Origin of the sequence: Streptomyces luteoverticillatus, assembly GCF_003970715.1 — a bacterium.
Taxonomy (GTDB): domain Bacteria; phylum Actinomycetota; class Actinomycetes; order Streptomycetales; family Streptomycetaceae; genus Streptomyces; species Streptomyces abikoensis.
The window spans coordinates 2,767,755-2,786,549 of sequence record NZ_CP034587.1 but is presented as its reverse complement, the minus strand read 5'-3'; the positions used below and the strand labels follow the sequence as shown (position 1 = coordinate 2,786,549).

The following is an 18,795-nucleotide window of genomic DNA, read 5'->3' as shown; positions in this document are numbered from 1 at the left end:
TACGCGCCGTCACTTCACCGCGCCCGCCATCACCCCGCTCACGAACTGGCGCTGGAAGGCGAAGAAGACCGCCAGCGGAACGACCATCGAGAGGAAGGCACCCGACGCCAGGATGTCCACGTTGTCGCCGAACTGCCGGACCTGCTGCTGGAGGGCCACCGTGATGGGAGGGTTGCCACTGTCCGCGAAGATCAGCGCGACCAGCATGTCGTTCCACACCCACAGGAACTGGAAGATGCCCAGGGAGGCGATGGCCGGCCCGCCCAGGGGCAGCACGACGCGGGTGAACAGCCGTAGCTCGCCCGCGCCGTCCAGTCTCGCGGCCTCCAGCAGCTCGCGCGGTATCTCCGCGAAGAAGTTCCGCAACAGGAACACTGCGAAGGGCAGCCCGAAGGCGGTGTGGAACAGCACCACCCCCACCGTGGACTCGAAGATGCCGAGCGCGCTGAAGAGCTTGGCCACCGGGATCAGCGCCACCTGCACGGGCACCACCAGCAGCCCCACGACGACCATGAACCACCAGTCCCGGCCGGGGAAGTCCAGCCAGGCGAAGGCGTATCCGGCGAGGGCGCCGACGAGGATCACCAGCACCGTCGCCGGGACGGTGATCAGCGCGGTGGTCAGGAGGGAGTGCGTGACTTTGTCGTTGGCGAAGAGCGTGCGATAGCTCTCCGTCGTCAGCTGGGACGGGTGGGCGAAGACCTGCCACCAGCCCGAGGCGGCGATGTCGGACTTGTCGCGCAGTGACGAAAGGAGCAGTCCCACGGTCGGCATCAGCCAGAACAGCCCGACCACGACGAGGAAGCCGCGCGTCGCCCCCGCGCCCAGGCGGGCGGCCAAGCGGGCGGGAAGGGAGCGCTCGCCCCGTACGACGGTGTCTTGAAGGCTCATCGTTGCCGCTCCTTCCTGATCCGGCGAATGTTCACGATCACCACCGGAGTGACGAGCAGCAGCAGGAAGACGGCGATGGCGCTGCCCACGCCCTGGTTGACGTCCGTGCCGAAGGAGGACTGATAGAGCTGGAGGGCCAGCACATTGGCGTTGTCGAGACTGGAGCCCGGGGCGATGATGTAGACCAGGTCGAAGATCTTCAGCACATTGATCATCAGGGTGACGACCACCACCGCGAGGACCGGTGCCAGCAGGGGCACCGTCACCCGGCGGAAGACCTGCCACTCGTTGGCGCCGTCGACGCGCGCCGCCTCCAGCAGTTCGCGCGGCACGCCCGCCAGGCCGGCCGCGATGAGCACCATGGCGAAGCCTGCCCACATCCAGATGTACGCGCCGATGATGGAGGGCGTCACCAGGGAGGGGCCGAGCCAGTCGACGCCGTTGTAGGCGGAGGCGAAGTTGGCCGCGGGCAGCCGCAGCCGGGCGCCGTCCGCCGCCGAGGGCAGGGTGAAGGTGCCGTCGGGGTCCGTGGTGGTGGAGGCGACGGTCCTGTCGTCCTTGACGGCCTCCACCGTCACCCCGGCCAGGGCCTTCTCGCCGGCGTCGATCTTCCCGGCAGTTCCGCCGCCGCCCCGGCTGAAGTCCATCCACACCGTGCCGGTGACCTTCCCGGCCACGTCCCGCGCGGGAATGGCGTCCCTGGCGCCGGAGACGTCCTCCGGCTTCACGGCCACCAGTGGCAGCGCCACGGCGCTGCCCGCCCGCGCCGCCGTCTTCGTCGTGAACGCGCCGTCGCCGCTCGCCACGAGGTCCCCCGTCGGCCGGGGGTGCGCCCCCGGGAAGGGGGCGGGGGCGGCGAAGGTGTCGTGGATGCCGACCCAGACGGCGTTGGCGACGCCGCGGTCCGGGTTCTGCTCGTACACCAGCCGGAAGATGATGCCCGCGGCGAGCATCGAGATGGCCATCGGCATGAAGACGACGAGTTTGAACGCCGTGCCCCAGCGCACCCGTTCGGTGAGCACGGCGAAGATCAGGCCGAGGGCGGTGGCCACGGAGGGCGCGACGACGACCCAGATGACGTTGTTCTTCAGGGCCGTGCGTATCCGCGCGTCGGTGAAGACCTCCTGGTAGTTGTCCATGCCCACGAAGCCGTGCCCGGAGGCGTCGAAGAGGCTGCGGTAGACGGAGAAGCCGATGGGGTAGACGACGAGGGCGCCCAGCAGGGCCAGCGCGGGCAGCAGGAAGCAGGCGGCCACCCAGGGCCGCGTGCCGAGCGCCCCCCGGCCCTTGCCCCGGGGAGCCGGGGCCGGGCGCACGGCGGGGTCGGGCGGCGGTGGTGGTGGGACGGCGGTGGCGGTGGTCATGGTGACCGGTCCCGTCAGTTCTTGAACGCCTTGGCCGCGTCGGACTCCAGCCGCTGCTGGGTGCCCTCCACGTCCGCCGGGTTCCGCAGGAAGTCCTGGAGGTCCTTCCACTCGCCCTGTCCCGGCTTGCCGCCGAACGCGGCGGGCGCCTGGTCGGACATGTCGAAGCGGAAGGAGTCGCCCGCCGAGACCAGCGCCTTGGCGATGGAGCGCTGCACGTCGTCGGGGTAGGAGGCGAGGTCGAGGTTCTTGTTCGCGGAGATGAAGCCGCCCTCCCTCGCCCAGATCCCGGCGGCGTCGGTGGAGGCCAGGAAGGTCAGCAGTGCCTGCGCCGCCTGGCCGTCCTTGAGCGCCACGCCCACGTCGCCACCGGTCACCACGGGCGCCCGGCCGCCGACCGCCGGGAAGGGGAAGACCTTGGCGTCGGTACCGATCTTCGCCTTGGCCGCAGTGATGTTCGCGGCCGCGAAGTCACCCTCGAAGACCATGGCGGCCTTCGCCTTCTCGCCCCCGCTGAAGGTCTGGGTGACGGACGTGGGGAACTGCGCCTGGAGCGCGCCCTCCTGGCCGCCCGCCAGCAGCTCCTTCTTGCCGAAGAGCCGGCCGAGCGTGGTCAGCGCGTCCTTGACGGAGGGATCGGTCCATTTGATCTTGTGTTGGGCCAGCTGGTCGTACTTCTCCGGGCCCGCCTGGGAGAGGTAGACGTTCTCGAACCAGTCCGTGAGCGTCCAGCCGTCCGCGCCGCCCACCGACACCGGGGAGACGCCGAAGTCGGCGACGGCCTGCGCGGTGCGCAGGAACTCCGGCCAGGTCGCGGGCGTCTTGACGCCCGCCGCGGTGAAGATCTTGGTGTTGTACCAGACGAGGGACTTGTTGCTCGCCTTGAAGTAGACGCCGTACTGCTTGCCGTCGGCGGAGCCCAGGTCCTGCCAGCCCTGCGGGAAGTTCTTGTTCAGCTGCGCCCGCGCCTCCTCGCTCAGCGGCTTGAGCCACCCCTTCCCGGCGAACTCGCGCAGCGCTCCCGGCTGTTGCAGCATGGCCACGTCCGGCGGGTCGCCGCCCGCCACCTTCGAGCCGATGAAGGCCGCCATGTCGTCGCCGCTGGGTACGTAGGCGACCTCGGCGCCGGTGCGCTTGGCGAACTCGTCCAGGACCTTGGTGAAGCTCTTCTGCTCGACGCCCGTCCAGACAGCGGTCACCTTGAGCTTCTGCCCGTTGAGCTTGGGGAGTTGCACGGTGTGCGTGATGAGGTCGGACCGCCCGGGGGCGGGTTTGTCGCCGCTCTTGTCCTTGTCCCCGCCGCCGTCCCCGCAGCCGGCGGCGGTCAGGGCCAGGGCCCCCGCCACGGCCAGGGCCAGCGCGCCGCGCCGCGCGCCCGCGCCGCCGTCCGCTCTGCGTGGGGTGCGCGCCGCGCGTGTCGCGCGGAGCGATGTACGTGTTGCCGTGCGCATGGCCCGTACCTCCCGTGCCCGGTCCCCGTCGACGGCCGCGCCGCACGTCGCCCCGGCATACGGCCGCACTCCCGTGCGACAGGTCTACGCCCCGGCACGGACCGCCGCAATACCGTCTCCGACGTCAACCAGCCGATCGTGACAGGGCTGTGACGCTCCGGCACCGACGGCCCGGCCCGGCCCGTGCCGCGACTGACTGCGGCGGCGGACTACAGCAACGGGGGTGCCGCCTGGGCCCCGGCGGACTGCGCGGCGCGCTGGAGGGCGCTGGCGAGGAGGGCCAGGTCGGTGGGGCCGTTGCCGAGTTCGCGCACCGGCCGGCGGGTGGGCGGGTCGCCCATGCGCTGCCAGTCGAGGGTCACGACCGTCGGCCGGAGCGTCGCCGTACGGGGGATGCGGCCGGTGACCCGGCCCGCCTGGAACGGGGTGGTCGCGTCGTCGTCCGGACGCTGCAACCGGCCGCGCCCCGGGGCGGGTTCGCCCGCGCCGGGACCGTCGCCGCCGGACGCGACGGCGTCCGCCGACGGCGGGGCGATGTCCAGCGTCACCCGCAGCCCGGCCCGCTCGACCGCCGCCGTGTCGGCCGTACGGTCCGGACGCCCCGACGCGGCGATCAGATGCACCCCGAGCCGCTCGCCGTCCCGCGCCACGGCCTCCAGGGCCCGTACGACCGAACCGGCCGCCGGACGGCCCGTGCTGCCCAGCGCGGGGGCGACCAGGGCGTCGAAGTCGTCGACGAGCACGACGAGCCGGGGCAGGGCCGTCTCGGCCGTACGCGTCCGACCGCCGCTCTGCGTACGCAACTTGATCGTCCCGCTCGGCGCGGACTCGAGATCGGCGGCCCCCACGCCCAAGTCCGCCCCCACGCCCAAGCCCGCCCCCACGCCCAAACCCGCACCGGCCCCGGAACCGGCACCCGGGCCGGAGGCGGCCGCCGCGACCGCGGCCGGAGCCGGGGCCGTCGTCGGCTCGGCCGACCGGCGCGGGCCGACGACGTTCGGGCCGGGGGCCGGGTTCCGGTCGTGCCAGCCGACGAAGTCCAGCGTGCCCAGCAGCTCGGCCCGGCGCTTGAGCTCCGACGCGAGCGCCTGGGCGAACTCCCGCATCCGCACCGGGTCGGCGGCGGCGAGGTACGTCGACACGTGCGGCAGGTCCGTGCAGACCCGCAGCCCCTCGCCCCGCTCGGCGGCCGCCCCGTCGACCAGGACGAGCGAGAGCCGGTCCGGCCGGTCGGCCGCCGCGAGCGACGCGGCGAGGGAGCGCAGCAGCTCGGTCTTCCCGCTGCCCGGGGAACCCTCCACCAGCAGGTGCGGCCCGTCCGCCGCCAGGTCCACGGACAGTGGGCCGTGCGGCCCGGCCCCCAGCACGGCCACGGCCCGCCCGCCGGGCCGGGTGCCCCGGTCGGTGGCGGCCGCCCAGCGCGCGGTCAGCGAGGCGGGCGTGGCGCGGGCGAGGCCCAGCTCGTCCAGGAGTCTGGACGACCGGGGCAGCGCCGCCGCGATGCGCGAGGCGTGCGCGGGGTCGCCCGCGGTGTCCGCCATGCGCAGCGGCGCCAGGGCCCGCGCGAAGCGCTCGGCCCACGCGCCCGACACCGCGTCCAGCGCGGCGATCATCGTGTGCCCCGGGCGCACGGGGTGCGCCACCGGCGCGGCCGGCGCCGAAGCGCGGTGGATGACCTGCACCACCGTCGCCACGTCACCGCTCAGCAGCGCGACCGCGCCGCAGTGCGCGAAGGCGGGGGAGACCGCCTCCGCCGACGCGAGCGTCGCCGAGACGGGGGAGGCGGGTGTGGTGGCCGGGGCCTCCGCCAGGCACAGGACGTGGATGCCCGCCGCCGGACCGCCCGTCGCCAGCCGCGCGACCGTCTCGCGCAGCGCCGTCGAACCGGGGTCGCCGTCGACGATCAGGACCGTGTACGGGCCCTCGTGCCGCGCGGCGGCCTCCGCGACGGCCTCCGGCGGCGCCGTCGTCCAGCCCGTGCCCAGCGGGCCGTCGTCCAGCCGCCGCACCAGCTCGGCGGTACGGGCCTCCGCCTGCTCCCGGTCGTAGCCGACGAGCAGTCGGCAGTCCTGCCCGTGCGCCGGCCGCGACTGCGGCAGCCAGCCCAGCCAGGACCACTCCGCGGCCCGCTCCTCGGCCGAGCGCGAACGGTCGGTGCTGATCAGCACGTACTCCAGGGTGCCCGGCGCGTGCAGCGCGGCCAGCTGCGCCAGCACGGAGCGGGCGAGCCCGGACAGCCGCTCCCGGGGCCCGGTCATGCCGAGCGCCCCCACCTCGCGCAGCCCGACCGTCACCGGCACGGACGGCAGCGGTCCGCCGCCGTCGGGCGCGTAGCGGTCGGCCGTGCCCAGCCGGACGGTCAGCAGGTCCGGGTGGCCCGGGCCGCGCTCCCACAGCCGGGGGCCCGGCCCGAGCGCGGTGAGCAGCACGGCGGCGGGGTCCGGCCAGCGCTCGCGCAGCGCGGCGGCGGTGTCGGGCGCGCGCTCGGGCGCGGCGGCGGCCCGCTCCTGCGGGCCCTCGCCCGTCACCGTCTCGCGCTGCGCGACGGCGCGGCCGCCGCCGGTGAGGCGGCGGGCCCACGCCCCTATGCCGCGGGCGCGGCGCTTGCCGCCGCCGTCCGCCCGCGCCGGCTCCGCCGTGGGCGCGTCGGCCGTGCCGGGGGTCAGCGCGGCGTTGCCGCGCACGGTGTGGGTGGCGTGGCCGCCGTCGGCGAAGGCGTCCGCCTGGTGCGAGGGGTACGCGCCGGGGGCCGTCGCGGCGTCGGGACCGGTCAGGTTCGCGAACCCGGCGGCCCGGTTCGTCCCGCCGTCGTCGCGCCGGCTGTGCGTCCGGTCCCCGTCCCGGTCCTGGTGCGCGTCCTGGCCCTGGTGCGCGTCGAGGGGGCCGTCGCTCCGCCACGCGGGCTGCTGCCCGGGGTCACCTTCGTGGGCCGCGCGGGCGTCCGAGCCCCAGCTGGCCGGCGCCCGGCCGGACCCGGCCGCGCCACCCACGCCCCGCGCCGAGCCGCCGCCACTCTGTCCGTTCGCGTACCCGGCCCGTGCGCCCGCGCCCCAGCCCGGCTCCCCGCCGTCGGCCGAGGGGCTCGCGGAGCCCACCGCTTCGATCTGCCCGCCTGCCGGTCCCGCGTCCGGCGTTCCGGGGCCACCGGGGGCGCTCGTCGCGCTTCGCGCGCCCGGTAGCGCTACCGCGCTCTCCTCGGCCGCCCCGCGCGCTTGTACAGGTACCCGGAGATGTCCCTCCCCGTCCGGCGCCGCCGGAAGGGTCTCGGGGGCGCCGGCCCCCGCGCCCGCCCCGTACAGGCTCAGGGTCGACTCGCCGACCCGCAGCAGCGCGCCCGGCGCCAGGGGGACGGCCGTGCCGTCGACCGGGGCGCCGTCCAGGGTGGTGCCGTTCGTCGAGCCCAGGTCGTGGAGGGTGACGGCGCCGTCGTCCTCGAGCGTCACCGCGCAGTGGAGGCGGGAGACGTCGGGGTCGTCCAGCGGGATGTCCGCAGAGCTGGAGCGGCCGACGCGCACCTCGCCGCCGTGCAGCAGGTGGACGCCGCCCGCGTCCGGGCCGGAGACCACGTGGAGGCGCGCGGCGGCGGGGAGGGGGCCGGTGAGGGACACGCCGCCGTGGCGTTCGGGGTCGGCGGGGGCGCCCAGGGAGAGCACCGCGCCGTCGATCAGCGGCGGCTCGCCCAGCACACAGCGCTGCGGGTCGAGCCGCCGCTCGCCGGAGTGGACGACGACGGCACCGCTGCCGAGGTCGGATCCCGCCGCCGCGACGGCGGTGGCGAGGCCGCTGGTCACGGCGGCCAGAGCGGTCCCCGCCGGGGCGGTCACGAGCACATCGCAGGCGCACGTGGTGTGGCCGCTGAGCGGCCCGAGGACGGTCAGCCGGATCTGCATCGCCGTCAACGGTCCCTTCCTGCCCGAAAGTACGCGGCAGGGGCGGCGCCAGCCTTCCCCCACCTCGCACGGGCGCGTCGGCACGTACAGGTCACCACGTCGCGCGGGGTCTTCCCGCTCCCTCCCCGCCGCAGCCGTGCTGGCGAGCAGCATCCTCTCGCCAGCGAGCATCCTCGCATCCACCGCGGACGACTCGCCCGGCGAGACTCGATTCGTGATCTTGAACGACGGTCCGAGTATGCGAAACCCGCTGGTCGCGGTGGGGCGATGGCTGATTTCTTCTGGGAATTGCCTGCTCTCGACCCCTTTATCGCCGATTTTGAGGGGAGCGCCACCGCTCGCGGCAACCATCCGCACCCGGCCCGCGTCTTTCCCACAAGCCCCACGGATTCGCCGGGCCGACGGTCCGGACGGCGGCACTACAGTGGGGCGGAGGTGCCGTCGGCAGCCGACGGTACCGACGGTATCGAAGGTTTCGGCACGGGCTTCGGCACAGGTTTCGGCATCCGGATCACGACCAGGGAGCGCATGACGTGCGGCCGGTAGGCAGCAAATACCTGCTCGAGGAGCCGCTCGGACGCGGCGCCACGGGCACTGTCTGGCGTGCCCGCCAGCGTGAGGCGGCCGGCGCCGAGGCGGCGGTGGCCGGACAGCCCGGCGAGACCGTCGCGATCAAGGTCCTCAAGGAGGAGCTGGCCCACGACGCGGACGTCGTGATGCGCTTCCTGCGCGAGCGCTCCGTGCTGCTGCGGCTGACGCACCCCAATATCGTCCGCACCCGCGACCTCGTCGTCGAGGGCGATCTCCTCGCGCTCGTCATGGACCTGGTCGACGGCCCGGACCTCCACCGCTACCTCCGCGACAACGGCCCCTTCACGCCCGTCGCGGCCGCGCTGCTCACCGCGCAGATCGCCGACGCCCTCGCCGCCAGCCACGCCGACGGCATCGTCCACCGCGACCTCAAGCCCGCCAACGTGCTGCTGAAGAGCGAAGCCGGGCAGATGCACCCGATGCTCACCGACTTCGGCATCGCGCGCCTCGCGGACTCGCCCGGCCTGACCCGCACCCACGAGTTCGTCGGCACCCCGGCCTACGTCGCGCCCGAGTCCGCCGAGGGCCGCCCGCAGACCTCCGCCGTGGACATCTACGGCGCGGGCATCCTGCTGTACGAGCTGGTCACCGGCCGTCCGCCGTTCGCGGGCGCGACGGCCCTGGAGGTCCTCCACCAGCACCTCAGCGCCGAGCCGCGCCGCCCCACGACCGTGCCCGAGCCGCTGTGGACGGTCATCGAGCGCTGTCTGCGCAAGCGCCCCGAGGAGCGGCCCAGCGCCGAGAACCTCGCCCGCGGCCTGCGGGTCGTCGCCGCCGGCGTAGGCGTCCACGCCTCCCCGGACCAGGCCGAGGCGGCGCTGGGCGTCGCCGCGCTGCTCGCGCCCGACCCCGAGCCCACCCGGGTGCCCGGTACGGGCCTCCACACCCTCCCCGGCGCGGGTCCCGCCACCGGCGACGCCGACCCGACGCAGGTGCTCCCGTCCTCCGCCGGGACGGCCCCGGCCGGGCTCCCGGCCGGCTACGACCCGAACGCCGCGACGAGCGTCCTGCCCAGCACCGGCCTCCCGGCCTCCGGCGCCCACGGCTCCGGGCGGACGGGCGACGCCGACCCCACGCAGGTGCTCTCCGCCGGTTCCGGCCCGCAGGGCGGCGGCGACCCCACGCGCGTCATGCCGCCCGTGCCGCCGGGGCCCCCGTCCGCTCAGCCGGGCCAGGGCGACAGCCCGCACCCGTGGCAGACCCAGATGCGCGCGGCCCGCGACCGCAACGAGCAGACCCAGTACCTCGACCCGGGCGAGGACCCGCTGCGCCGCAGGCCCCAGCGCCGCCCGTCGCCCCAGCCGCCGCAGGGCTACCAGCAGCAGCCGCCCCAGCAGCAGTACGCCCCGCAGCCGCCGCAGCAGCAGTACCCGCCGCAGCGGCCGCCCCGTCGGCAACCCCAGCCCCAGCCGCAGCCCCAGCGGGCTCCGCGCTACCAGCAGCCCCCGCAGCCGCCCCAGCCTCAGAGCCGGCCGCAGCGGTACGCCCCCGCGCCCCCGCCCGAGCCGACGCCCGCCCCGCGCCGGGAGCCGCGCCCGCCGCGTCAGCGCAGCGCGAACCCCATGCGGATCCCGGGCCTGGGCTGCCTCAAGGGCTGTCTGTTCATGATCGTCGTGCTGATCGTCGGCTCCTGGCTGGTGTGGGAGTTCACGCCGCTCAAGGACTGGGTCGCCGACGGCAAGAACTTCTGGGACGCCGCGTCGGACTGGATCACCAGCGTCAAGGACTGGCTCTCGAGCCTGGGGTCCGACTCCGGAGCGGGGTCGGGTTCCGGCCAGTGACGACGGGGCGGTGGGGGCCGTGAAGAACCGATAAGGCAGTCGATATGTCGACACCCGAAGGGTGTTTTCTGCCTCAGAAGTAACGGTTGGCACTGAATCGGTGTCCCCAACGCCCCTCCGGCCGCGTAGCTTGGTCGCCAGCGCGGGTGACGGCCGCCTGGCCGCGCCCGTCGGATGATGTCGCCGGATGGCGGAGGAGTCGGGGAACAGTCTTGGCACGGAAGATCGGCAGCCGGTACACCGCCCACCAGGTCCTGGGCCGGGGCAGTGTCGGGACGGTGTGGCTCGGCGAAGGCCCCGAGGGGCCGGTCGCCATCAAGCTCCTGCGGGAGGATCTCGCCTCCGATCAGGAGCTCGTCGGCCGCTTCGTGCAGGAGCGCGCGGCCCTCCTCGGTCTCGACCACCCCCATGTGGTCGGCGTCCGCGACCTCGTCGTCGACGGCAACGACCTCGCCCTGGTCATGGACCTCATCCGCGGCACCGACCTGCGGACGCGGCTCGACCGCGAGCGGCGCCTCGCGCCCGAGGCGGCCGTCGCCATCGTGGCCGACGTCGCCGACGGCCTCGCCGCCGCGCACGCCGCCGGGGTCGTCCACCGCGACGTCAAACCCGAGAACGTCCTCCTCGACATGCAGGGCCCGCTCGGGCCCGCCGGAGCGCACCCCGCGCTGCTCACGGACTTCGGCATCGCCCGGCTCGTGGACGTGCCGCGCCCGGCGCCCGCCCGCGACCGGGAGCGTTCGCCAGGCGCCCGTAGCGTCATCGGCACGCCCGACTACCTCGCCCCCGAGATCATCGAGGGCCTGCCGCCGCGCGCGTCCGTCGACGTCTACGCCCTGGCCACCGTCCTCTACGAGCTCCTGGCCGGCTTCACGCCCTTCGGCGGCGGCCACCCCGGGGCGGTGCTGCGGCGCCATGTGACGGAGACGGTGGCGCCGCTGCCCGGCATCCCCGACGAGCTGTGGCAGCTCGTCGTGCAGTGCCTCGCCAAGGCTCCGGCGTCCCGGCTGCGCGCCTCGGAGCTGGCGGCCCGGCTGCGGGAGCTGCTGCCGCACCTGGCCGGGATCCCGCCGCTCGACATCGACGAGCCGGAAGACGAGGAGGCGGCCGCTTCCACCGCGCCCGCCGGATACGCGGAGGGCGCTCCCGCGCCCGCCGCCACCGCCGCCGCGCCGCCCGAGCCGCGGCGACGGGGGGTCGTGCCGCTCGTGCCGGGGGCCGGGGTGTCGGACTCCAGCCGCGACACCCACACCAGCATGCGGGTGCCCGGGCCGGAGGAGCTCGCGGGCGGCCCCCACGGGACGGCTCGCGCTCCGCGCTCGCCGGGGCAGCCGCGGGCGGGCTCCGCGCGCCACCGCTCCCCGGCGGAGAAGGCGCGGCGCCGCCGCATCCGCCTCGGCGCGGCGGCCGTCGCGCTGGCCGCGGCGGCGGGCGTCGGCGGCTGGTTCGCGACGAGCGGGGGCTCGGACCCGGGCGACGCGAAGCCGGGTGGCTCCCACCCGCCGGGCATCCACCGCACGGCTCCGCCGAGCACGCGGTAAGGCCCGGGGCGCGGGCCGGTCCGGCACCGCCGGACCGGTAGCCGCCGGCTGATCGCCGCCGCGGCGGGAGAAGGCTCCGCCAGGGGCCCGGCGCGGCCTTGTGCGCGCCCCGGAGTGCGATCCGGGCCGTCCTTCGGACCGGGAAGCCCGGCGCAGCCGTTAGGCTGGGTGCGTGGCAGTCGTTGATGTATCCGAAGAGCTGAAGTCCCTCTCCTCGACCATGGGGTCGATCGAGGCCGTTCTGGACCTCGACAAGATGAGGGCCGACGTCGCCGTGCTCGAGGAGCAGGCGGCCGCCCCGTCACTCTGGGACGACCCGGAGGCGGCGCAGAAGATCACCAGCAAGCTGTCGCACCTCCAGGCGGAGCTGCGCAAGACGGAGACGCTCCGCGGTCGCATCGACGACCTCGGCGTGCTCTTCGAGCTCGCGGAGGCCGAGGACGACGCGGACGCCCTCGCCGAGGCCGAGGCGGAGCTCACCTCCGTCCGCAAGGCGCTCGACGAGATGGAGGTCCGTACCCTCCTCTCCGGCGAGTACGACTCCCGCGAGGCCCTCGTCAACATCCGCGCCGAGGCCGGCGGCGTCGACGCCTCCGACTTCGCCGAGCGACTCCAGCGCATGTACCTGCGCTGGGCCGAGCGCCACGGCTACAAGACCGAGATCTACGAGACGTCGTACGCCGAAGAGGCCGGCATCAAGTCGACCACCTTCGCCGTCCAGGCGCCGTACGCCTACGGCACCCTCTCCGTCGAGCAGGGCACCCACCGCCTGGTGCGCATCTCGCCCTTCGACAACCAGGGCCGCCGCCAGACGTCCTTCGCGGGCGTCGAGGTGCTGCCGGTCGTCGAGCAGACCGACCACGTCGAGATCGACGAGTCCGACCTGCGCGTCGACGTCTACCGCTCCTCCGGCCCCGGCGGCCAGGGCGTCAACACCACGGACTCCGCGGTCCGCCTGACGCACCTCCCCACCGGCATCGTCGTCTCCTGCCAGAACGAGCGCTCGCAGATCCAGAACAAGGCGACCGCCATGAACGTCCTCCAGGCCAAGCTCCTCGAGCGCCAGCGCCAGGAGGAGCGCGCCAAGATGGACGCGCTCAAGGGCGACGGCGGCAGCTCCTGGGGCAACCAGATGCGTTCGTACGTCCTCCACCCGTACCAGATGGTCAAGGACCTCCGCACGGAGTTCGAGGTCGGCAACCCGACCTCCGTCCTCGACGGCGACATCGACGGGTTCCTCGAGGCCGGCATCCGCTGGCGCAAGCAGCAGGACAAGTAGAACAACTCCCTCCGCTTGTTTGTCGCAACCCCCGCATAGCCGGACATCGCGCCCGTAAGTTCCTTGACGCTGCCCAGAAAACTGGGAAGGCTGGCGCGCGGCATGCGAATCACTGGGGCGCGTGTGGCGGGGGGCGAGCGGCCCGGCCCGTATGGCATGCGTTCACGACATGCGTACGGGGCCGGATCGGTCACGCCGTCCCCCTTCAGCGCCGCGGCCCCGTGCACAGCTGCTCCATCGACGAGTTCAGCTACTGGGGGTAGCAGGCAGATGACGAGTAAGACGCGACTGCGCGTTGCGCGCATAGCCGCCGGCGCGATGATCGCCGCTGGTGCTTCGCTGACGGCCGCGGGTGCGGCCTCGGCCGCCGGTCTCGATGTCGAGGTCGGCGGTTTCGGCGTGAAGGGCGGCGCCGACGTGCGCGCCGCGGCCGCTGACGGCCCCACGGCCGACCCGACCGAGATCCCGCAGCCCCCGACCACGGGCGGCTCCACCACCGGTGGTTCCACGACGGGCGGTTCCACGACCGGTGGCTCCACCACCGGCGGTTCCACCACTGGTGGTTCCACGACCGGTGGCGAGACCACGACGGGTGGGTCCACGACCGGTGGCTCGACCACCGGCGGTTCCACCACGGGCGGCGAGACCACGACCGGCGGATCCACGACGGGTGGTTCCACCACCGGCGGTTCCACGACCGGTGGCGAGACCACCGGCGGCGGTGCGACGGGTGGCTCCACGACCGGCGGTGAGACCACCACCGGCGGCGGTTCGACGACCGGTGGCTCCACCACCGGTGGTTCGACCACGGGCGGCGGTTCGACGGGCGGTTCCACGACCGGCGGCGGCACCACTGGCGGTTCCACCTCGGGCGGCTCCACCACCGGCGGCGGTACGACCGGCGGCTCGACCACCGGCGGTTCCACGACCGGCGGCGGCTCCACCGGCGGTTCGACCACGGGTGGCTCCACGACCGGTGGCTCCACCACCGGCGGCCACAGCGGCTCCGCCACCGGCGGTTCGGGCTCCACGGGCGGCGACGGCGGCGACGACGCCCGTACCTGCCCGGTCGACACCGACGGCAACTGCAACACCAGCCCCGACAACGCCGGCGTCCAGCCCGTCCAGCAGGGCAAGCCCAAGGAGGAGCTGGCCCAGACCGGGCAGTCCGGCTCGTCCGGGCAGGGCGGCCAGTCCGGCCAGCCCGCGCAGGCCGGTCAGCTGGCCGAGACCGGCGCCGGTCAGACCATGTTCCTCGTGGTCGGCGCCGCCACGATGATCGCCGGCGGCATCGGCTTCCGGATGCTGCCGCGCCTGATCGACCGCGGCGCGGCCGCCGCCTGACGGCCCCGGCCGCTCAAGCGCACGCACGACGACCGAGGCCCGGGACGCGGACAGCGTCCCGGGCCTCGGTCCATAAGCCGGCGATATCGGAGAGCGATCGAGCCGCTACCCCGCGAAACCGCGCGCGAGCACCGCGAGGGCGACGAGCACCACCAGCAGCGCGATCAGCGCGGCCGGGGTCAGGCCGCCGAAGATGCCTTCCTGGTGCTGCAGCCGCTCGCGGCTCGCCCGGCAGACCGGGCACCTGCCCTCACTGACGGGGGCCGCGCAGTTGGCGCACACCAGTCGGTCGCATGTCATGCGAAGTCCTCCTCCGGTACGTCCAACGCGCGGGAACGTCGTGCGGTTCCCCTTACCACTGTGCCAGCTTTACCGCCGTCCGGCGCGGCCGGCCCGGTGAAGCGCGAAATGGAACCCAATTGTCCCGTTGACTCCGGAGGCCGACTGCGCGTGCACGGACGGTTCGGTATGGTCACGCACACCGACGGGAGCCGCGAACGCGGCGTTCCGTGCCGCTCTCCAGGCCGACACGTGGTGCACTCGTGATCCGATTCGACAACGTCTCCAAGTCCTACCCCAAGCAGAACCGTCCGGCGCTCCGGGACGTCTCGCTCGAGATCGAGAAGGGCGAGTTCGTCTTCCTGGTCGGTTCCTCCGGCTCCGGCAAGTCGACCTTCCTGCGACTGCTGCTGCGCGAGGAGCGGGCCACCCACGGCCAGGTCCATGTCCTGGGCAAGGACCTGGCCCGGCTCTCGAACTGGAAAGTACCTCACATGCGCCGCCAGTTGGGCACGGTGTTCCAGGACTTCCGGCTGCTGCCCAACAAGACCGTCGCGGAGAACGTGGCCTTCGCCCTGGAGGTCATCGGCAAGCCTCGGGGCGAGATCCGCAAGGCCGTGCCCCAGGTCCTGGAGCTGGTGGGTCTCGGCGGCAAGGAGCAGCGGATGCCCGGTGAGCTCTCCGGCGGTGAGCAGCAGCGCGTCGCGATCGCCCGCGCGTTCGTCAACCGGCCGCGGCTGCTGATCGCCGACGAGCCCACCGGAAACCTGGACCCGCAGACGTCCGTCGGCATCATGAAGCTGCTGGACCGGATCAACCGGACCGGCACCACGGTCATCATGGCCACCCACGACCAGCAGATCGTGGACCAGATGCGCAAGCGCGTCATCGAACTCGAACAGGGCCGTCTCGTGCGCGACCAGTCGCGCGGCGTCTACGGCTACCAGCACTGAAACCGCCCGAGGGCACTGAAAGGACGCCATGCGCGCCCAGTTCGTCATGTCGGAGATCGGCGTCGGTCTCCGCCGCAATCTCACGATGACCTTCGCGGTGATCGTCTCCGTCGCCCTGTCGCTCGCCCTGTTCGGCGGTTCCCTGCTCATGCGCGAGCAGGTCGGCACGATGAAGGGCTACTGGTACGACAAGGTCAACGTCTCGATCTACCTCTGCAACAAGAACGACGCCCAGAGCCAGGGCGGCGCCTGCGCCAAGGGCGCGGTCACCGAGGACCAGAAGAAGGAGATCAAGGCCGACCTGGAGAAGATGCCGGTCGTCCAGTCGGTCCAGTTCGAGACGGCCGACGAGGCGTTCAAGCACTACAAGGAGCAGTTCGGCAATTCCCCGATCGTGCCCTTCCTCACCCCCGACCAGATGCAGGAGGCCTTCCGCGTCAAGCTGAAGGACCCCGCCAAGTACCGGGTGGTCTCCAGCGCCTTCTCCCAGCGGCCCGGCGTCCAGGAGGTGGAGGACCAGCGCAAGACCCTGGAACCCCTGCTCAACCTGCTCAACGGCATGAACCTAGCGGCCCTGGGCGTGATGGCCCTGATGCTGGTGGTCGCCCTGATGCTGATCATCAACACGGTCCGGGTCTCGGCCTTCAGCCGGCGCCGGGAGACCGGGATCATGCGCCTGGTCGGCGCGTCCAGCTTCTACATCCAGACGCCGTTCATCATGGAGGCCGCCTTCGCCGGGCTGCTCGGCGCCGGCCTCGCCTGCGTCCTGCTGGTCAGCGTCCAGTACTTCCTGGTCAACAACTGGCTGGCGCACCAGATCGACGTGATCCAGTTCATCGGCTGGGACGCCGTGTTCGCCAAGATGCCCCTGGTGATCGCCATCGGGCTGCTGATGCCCGCGCTGGCCGCGTTCGTCGCCCTGCGCAAGTACCTGAAGGTGTAGCACTCCCGGGACTGCCTGGACAGCCCGAAGGGGCGGGATGGTGCAGAAGCTGTAGAGAGGCGTGGAACAGTCAAGGGCGTCGTACGGTCAACTCCCCGTACGGCGCCCTTCGGTGTCCTAGACTCACGCGCATGCCCGGCCCGACGTTGTTCGTACCGCCGCGCCGCGCCCGGCGCGGGGCCGCGCTGACGTTGGTCTTCATGGGGGCGCTGGCGGCGGGCGCCGCGACCGCCGCGTGGGGCGCCGCCGACGGGCGGCCGGCCCGGCCCCCGGCGGGGGAGCACGGCGAGCGGCAGGTGCTCTCCCACGCCGCCGGCCGGAGCGCCGTGGCCCCCCGCGCCGCCGACCGGCACGCCGCGGACCGGCACACCGTCGACCGCCGTGCCGTGGAGGCCGCCGCCGAGCGGGCCGTGCATGACGGCAAGTCCGGCTCGGAGGCCGCCGCCGAGCTGCTGAGCCGCAGCGGGGACGCCTGGAGCGCCGTCTACACACCCCGGGAGTACGAAGGGTTCGCGCTCGCCCTCGACGGCGCCTACGTCGGCGTGGGGCTCACCACCCGGCGCGCCGAGGACGGCCGGATGGAGGTCGACGGGGTCCGCCCCGGCGGCCCCGCCGAGCGGGCCGGCATCGCCCCCGGCGACCGGCTCCTGACCGTCGACGGGGCGGACGTCACCGGCCGCCCCGTGACGGAGGTCGTCTCCCTGCTGCGCGGCGACGGCCACTCCCTCGGCTCGTGGCCCGTTTCCGCGCCCGGCACGACCGTCCGGCTGGGCCTTCAGCGCGGCGCGGAGCGCTGGGAGCGGACGCTGCGCCGCGAGCGGCTGGTCACCGAGAGCGTCGAGGTCGAGGAGCTGAGCCGGGGGGCGGCGGGCACCCTCCCGGCCACGCTGATCAAGGTCAGTTCCTTCACCCGGGGCACCGGCGAGCGGGTCCGGGCGGCGGTGCGGGAGGCCGCGCCCGGCGAGGGGATCCTGCTGGACCTGCGCGGGAACTCCGGCGGGCTGGTCGCCGAGGCCGTCACGGCCGCCTCCGCGTTCCTCGACGGCGGGCTCGTCGCCACGTACGACGTGCGCGGCAGCCGGCACGTCCTGCGGGCCGAGCCGGGCGGGGACACCCGCCGCCCCCTCGTCGTCCTCGTCGACGGCGGCACCATGAGCGCCGCCGAGCTGCTGACCGGGGCCCTGCAGGACCGGGGGCGCACGGTCGTCGTCGGCTCCCGGACCTTCGGCAAGGGCTCGGTCCAGATGCCCAGCCGGCTCGCGGACGGCTCCGTCGCCGAGCTCACCGTCGGCCATTACCGCACCCCGGCGGGCCGGGCGGTCGACGGCGCCGGGATCACCCCCGACCTGGCCGTCCAGGGCCCTGCCGGGGACGGCGGGGAGAAGGACGCGGAGGCGCGGGGGCGCAGAGTATTGAGTGGCCTCGGGGGCGGGGCGTAGTGCGAGAATGACGGTGCTATGGCTAAAGACAAGGACAAGAAAGAGTCGGGTCGGAAGATCGTCGCGCAGAACAAGAAGGCGCGCCACGACTACCACCTCCTGACCACCTACGAGTGCGGCCTGGTGCTCACCGGCACCGAGGTCAAGTCGCTGCGCCAGGGTCGCTCCTCGCTGGTCGACGGCTTCGTCCAGATCGACGGCGGCGAGGCGTGGCTGCACAACGCGCACATCCCCGAGTACGCCCAGGGGACGTGGACCAACCACAGCGCGCGGCGCAAGCGGAAGCTGCTGATGCACCGCGCGGAGATCGACAAGCTGGCCTCCAAGGCGGACGAGACCGGCCACACGATCATCCCGCTGTCCCTGTACTTCAAGGACGGCCGGGCCAAGGTCGAGATCGCCCTGGCGAAGGGCAAGAAGGAGTACGACAAGCGGCAGACGCTCCGCGAGAAGCAGGACCTGCGCGAGTCGAACCGCGCGATCGCGGCGGCGCGGCGCCGGCAGCGGGCGTCGGCGGCGGCCCGGGGCTAGCCGGGGCCTGGCCCGGGGGCTTGCCCAGGACTTGCCCGGCGGGAATACGCTGGCACCGCCCAGCGTCGTTCCAGTACGATGGGCAACGCAGCACACCGGGTGGTACCGGGTGCGCACCTTGAAAAAACAACATGGGGATGATCGGTTTCGACAGCGGATGTCGAAGCAGGGGAAGCGTGTCGAGGAAGCGGCAATGATCTCGTAAACCATATGTCGCAACCAATAATCGCCAACACCAAGCGCGATTCCTTCGCCCTCGCTGCCTAAGTAGCGACTTGCGAAGTGTCAGCCCGGGGCTGTTCCCGACCCGGATCCTGGCATCATGAAGGGGACTAAACCACTGGGCTCGGCCACGGGGCCCGGTGGGAAATCAAACAGTGGCTGAGCCCGTCGGAGACTTGTTCGCGTGATCTCCGGGGCCGAGAAAATCGCAGCGAACTGCACACGGAGAAGCCCTGATTCCGCACCGTTGGACGCGGGTTCGATTCCCGCCATCTCCACTCATCCCATGTAGACGT

At 73.5% G+C, this 18,795-nt stretch carries 14 protein-coding genes and 1 other RNA gene; 10 read left to right on the top strand and 5 right to left on the bottom strand.

Annotation, left to right across the window (positions count from 1 at the left end; genetic code table 11):
* Positions 1-9: 9 nt before the first annotated feature.
* From EKH77_RS12055 to EKH77_RS12040, 4 genes are all read right to left on the bottom strand, one after another.
* On the bottom strand, positions 10-891 hold the full coding sequence (locus EKH77_RS12055) for a carbohydrate ABC transporter permease (RefSeq protein ID WP_126914394.1): 882 nt from the start codon (positions 889-891) through the stop codon (positions 10-12).
* A complete protein-coding gene (locus tag EKH77_RS12050; RefSeq protein WP_126914393.1) occupies positions 888-2,255 on the bottom strand; it encodes an ABC transporter permease subunit in 1,368 nt (455 codons plus the stop codon). Before EKH77_RS12050 ends, EKH77_RS12055 begins: the two co-directional genes overlap by 4 nt.
* 14 nt (positions 2,256-2,269) lie before the next feature.
* Positions 2,270-3,706 carry an ABC transporter substrate-binding protein gene (locus EKH77_RS12045; protein WP_126914392.1) on the bottom strand — a complete coding sequence of 479 codons (1,437 nt, stop codon included), beginning with the start codon at positions 3,704-3,706 and terminating at the stop codon, positions 2,270-2,272.
* A 209-nt stretch (positions 3,707-3,915) separates the two neighbouring features.
* A complete protein-coding gene (locus tag EKH77_RS12040; RefSeq protein ID WP_126918029.1) occupies positions 3,916-7,596 on the bottom strand; it encodes an FtsK/SpoIIIE domain-containing protein in 3,681 nt (1,226 codons plus the stop codon).
* Between the two features lie 267 nt (positions 7,597-7,863).
* On the opposite strand from EKH77_RS12040, the gene EKH77_RS12035 reads away from it, so the two are divergent.
* From EKH77_RS12035 to EKH77_RS12015, 5 genes are all read left to right on the top strand, one after another.
* The gene (locus EKH77_RS12035; protein ID WP_126914391.1) at positions 7,864-8,142 is read left to right on the top strand and encodes a hypothetical protein; all 279 of its coding nucleotides are present in this window, start codon (positions 7,864-7,866) and stop codon (positions 8,140-8,142) included.
* Entirely contained in the window at positions 8,130-9,968 is a 1,839-nt protein-coding gene (locus EKH77_RS12030) for a serine/threonine-protein kinase (protein ID WP_126914390.1), read from the top strand. Before EKH77_RS12035 ends, EKH77_RS12030 begins: the two co-directional genes overlap by 13 nt.
* A gap of 212 nt (positions 9,969-10,180) precedes the next feature.
* On the top strand, positions 10,181-11,509 hold the full coding sequence (locus tag EKH77_RS12025; protein WP_126914389.1) for a serine/threonine-protein kinase: 1,329 nt from the start codon (positions 10,181-10,183) through the stop codon (positions 11,507-11,509).
* Positions 11,510-11,681: 172 nt separating this feature from the next.
* Positions 11,682-12,788 (top strand): peptide chain release factor 2, encoded by a 1,107-nt coding sequence (gene prfB, locus EKH77_RS12020; protein ID WP_126914388.1) that lies wholly within the window; start codon positions 11,682-11,684, stop codon positions 12,786-12,788.
* A gap of 270 nt (positions 12,789-13,058) precedes the next feature.
* Positions 13,059-14,132, top strand: a complete 1,074-nt coding sequence (locus EKH77_RS12015) for a hypothetical protein (RefSeq protein ID WP_126914387.1) — start codon at positions 13,059-13,061, stop codon at positions 14,130-14,132.
* Between the two features lie 105 nt (positions 14,133-14,237).
* On the opposite strand, the gene EKH77_RS12010 is transcribed toward EKH77_RS12015, so the two are convergent.
* Positions 14,238-14,432: a hypothetical protein gene (locus EKH77_RS12010; protein ID WP_126914386.1), complete on the bottom strand. Its 195-nt coding sequence runs from the start codon at positions 14,430-14,432 to the stop codon at positions 14,238-14,240.
* Positions 14,433-14,674: 242 nt separating this feature from the next.
* On the opposite strand from EKH77_RS12010, the gene ftsE reads away from it, so the two are divergent.
* The 5 genes from ftsE (at position 14,675) to ssrA (ending at position 18,780) form a co-directional block, all read left to right on the top strand.
* Positions 14,675-15,364, top strand: coding sequence for a cell division ATP-binding protein FtsE (ftsE, locus tag EKH77_RS12005; protein WP_126914385.1), 690 nt, complete (start codon positions 14,675-14,677; stop codon positions 15,362-15,364).
* A 28-nt stretch (positions 15,365-15,392) separates the two neighbouring features.
* Complete coding sequence (gene ftsX, locus EKH77_RS12000; protein WP_126914384.1) at positions 15,393-16,307, top strand: permease-like cell division protein FtsX; 915 nt, start codon at positions 15,393-15,395, stop codon at positions 16,305-16,307.
* A 131-nt stretch (positions 16,308-16,438) separates the two neighbouring features.
* Positions 16,439-17,746, top strand: a complete 1,308-nt coding sequence (locus EKH77_RS11995) for a S41 family peptidase (protein WP_126914383.1) — start codon at positions 16,439-16,441, stop codon at positions 17,744-17,746.
* An 18-nt stretch (positions 17,747-17,764) separates the two neighbouring features.
* On the top strand, positions 17,765-18,277 hold the full coding sequence (gene smpB, locus EKH77_RS11990) for an SsrA-binding protein SmpB (RefSeq protein WP_126914382.1): 513 nt from the start codon (positions 17,765-17,767) through the stop codon (positions 18,275-18,277).
* 133 nt (positions 18,278-18,410) lie between these two features.
* Positions 18,411-18,780, top strand: a transfer-messenger RNA (tmRNA) gene (gene ssrA, locus EKH77_RS11985).
* The last annotated feature ends 15 nt before the right edge of the window (positions 18,781-18,795 follow it).

Excerpts from the sequence above, each read along its gene's own strand:
- EKH77_RS12050 (WP_126914393.1), bottom strand. The coding sequence starts at position 2,255 with ATGACCACCGCCACCGCCGTCCCACCACCACCGCCGCCCGACCCCGCC.
- EKH77_RS12055 (WP_126914394.1), bottom strand. The coding sequence starts at position 891 with ATGAGCCTTCAAGACACCGTCGTACGGGGCGAGCGCTCCCTTCCCGCC.
- EKH77_RS12010 (WP_126914386.1), bottom strand. The coding sequence starts at position 14,432 with ATGACATGCGACCGACTGGTGTGCGCCAACTGCGCGGCCCCCGTCAGT.
- EKH77_RS11995 (WP_126914383.1), top strand. The coding sequence starts at position 16,439 with ATGCCCGGCCCGACGTTGTTCGTACCGCCGCGCCGCGCCCGGCGCGGG.
- EKH77_RS12040 (WP_126918029.1), bottom strand. The coding sequence starts at position 7,596 with ATGCAGATCCGGCTGACCGTCCTCGGGCCGCTCAGCGGCCACACCACG.
- EKH77_RS12045 (WP_126914392.1), bottom strand. The coding sequence starts at position 3,706 with ATGCGCACGGCAACACGTACATCGCTCCGCGCGACACGCGCGGCGCGC.
- ftsX (WP_126914384.1), top strand. The coding sequence starts at position 15,393 with ATGCGCGCCCAGTTCGTCATGTCGGAGATCGGCGTCGGTCTCCGCCGC.
- EKH77_RS12015 (WP_126914387.1), top strand. The coding sequence starts at position 13,059 with ATGACGAGTAAGACGCGACTGCGCGTTGCGCGCATAGCCGCCGGCGCG.
- EKH77_RS12035 (WP_126914391.1), top strand. The coding sequence starts at position 7,864 with ATGGCTGATTTCTTCTGGGAATTGCCTGCTCTCGACCCCTTTATCGCC.
- smpB (WP_126914382.1), top strand. The coding sequence starts at position 17,765 with ATGGCTAAAGACAAGGACAAGAAAGAGTCGGGTCGGAAGATCGTCGCG.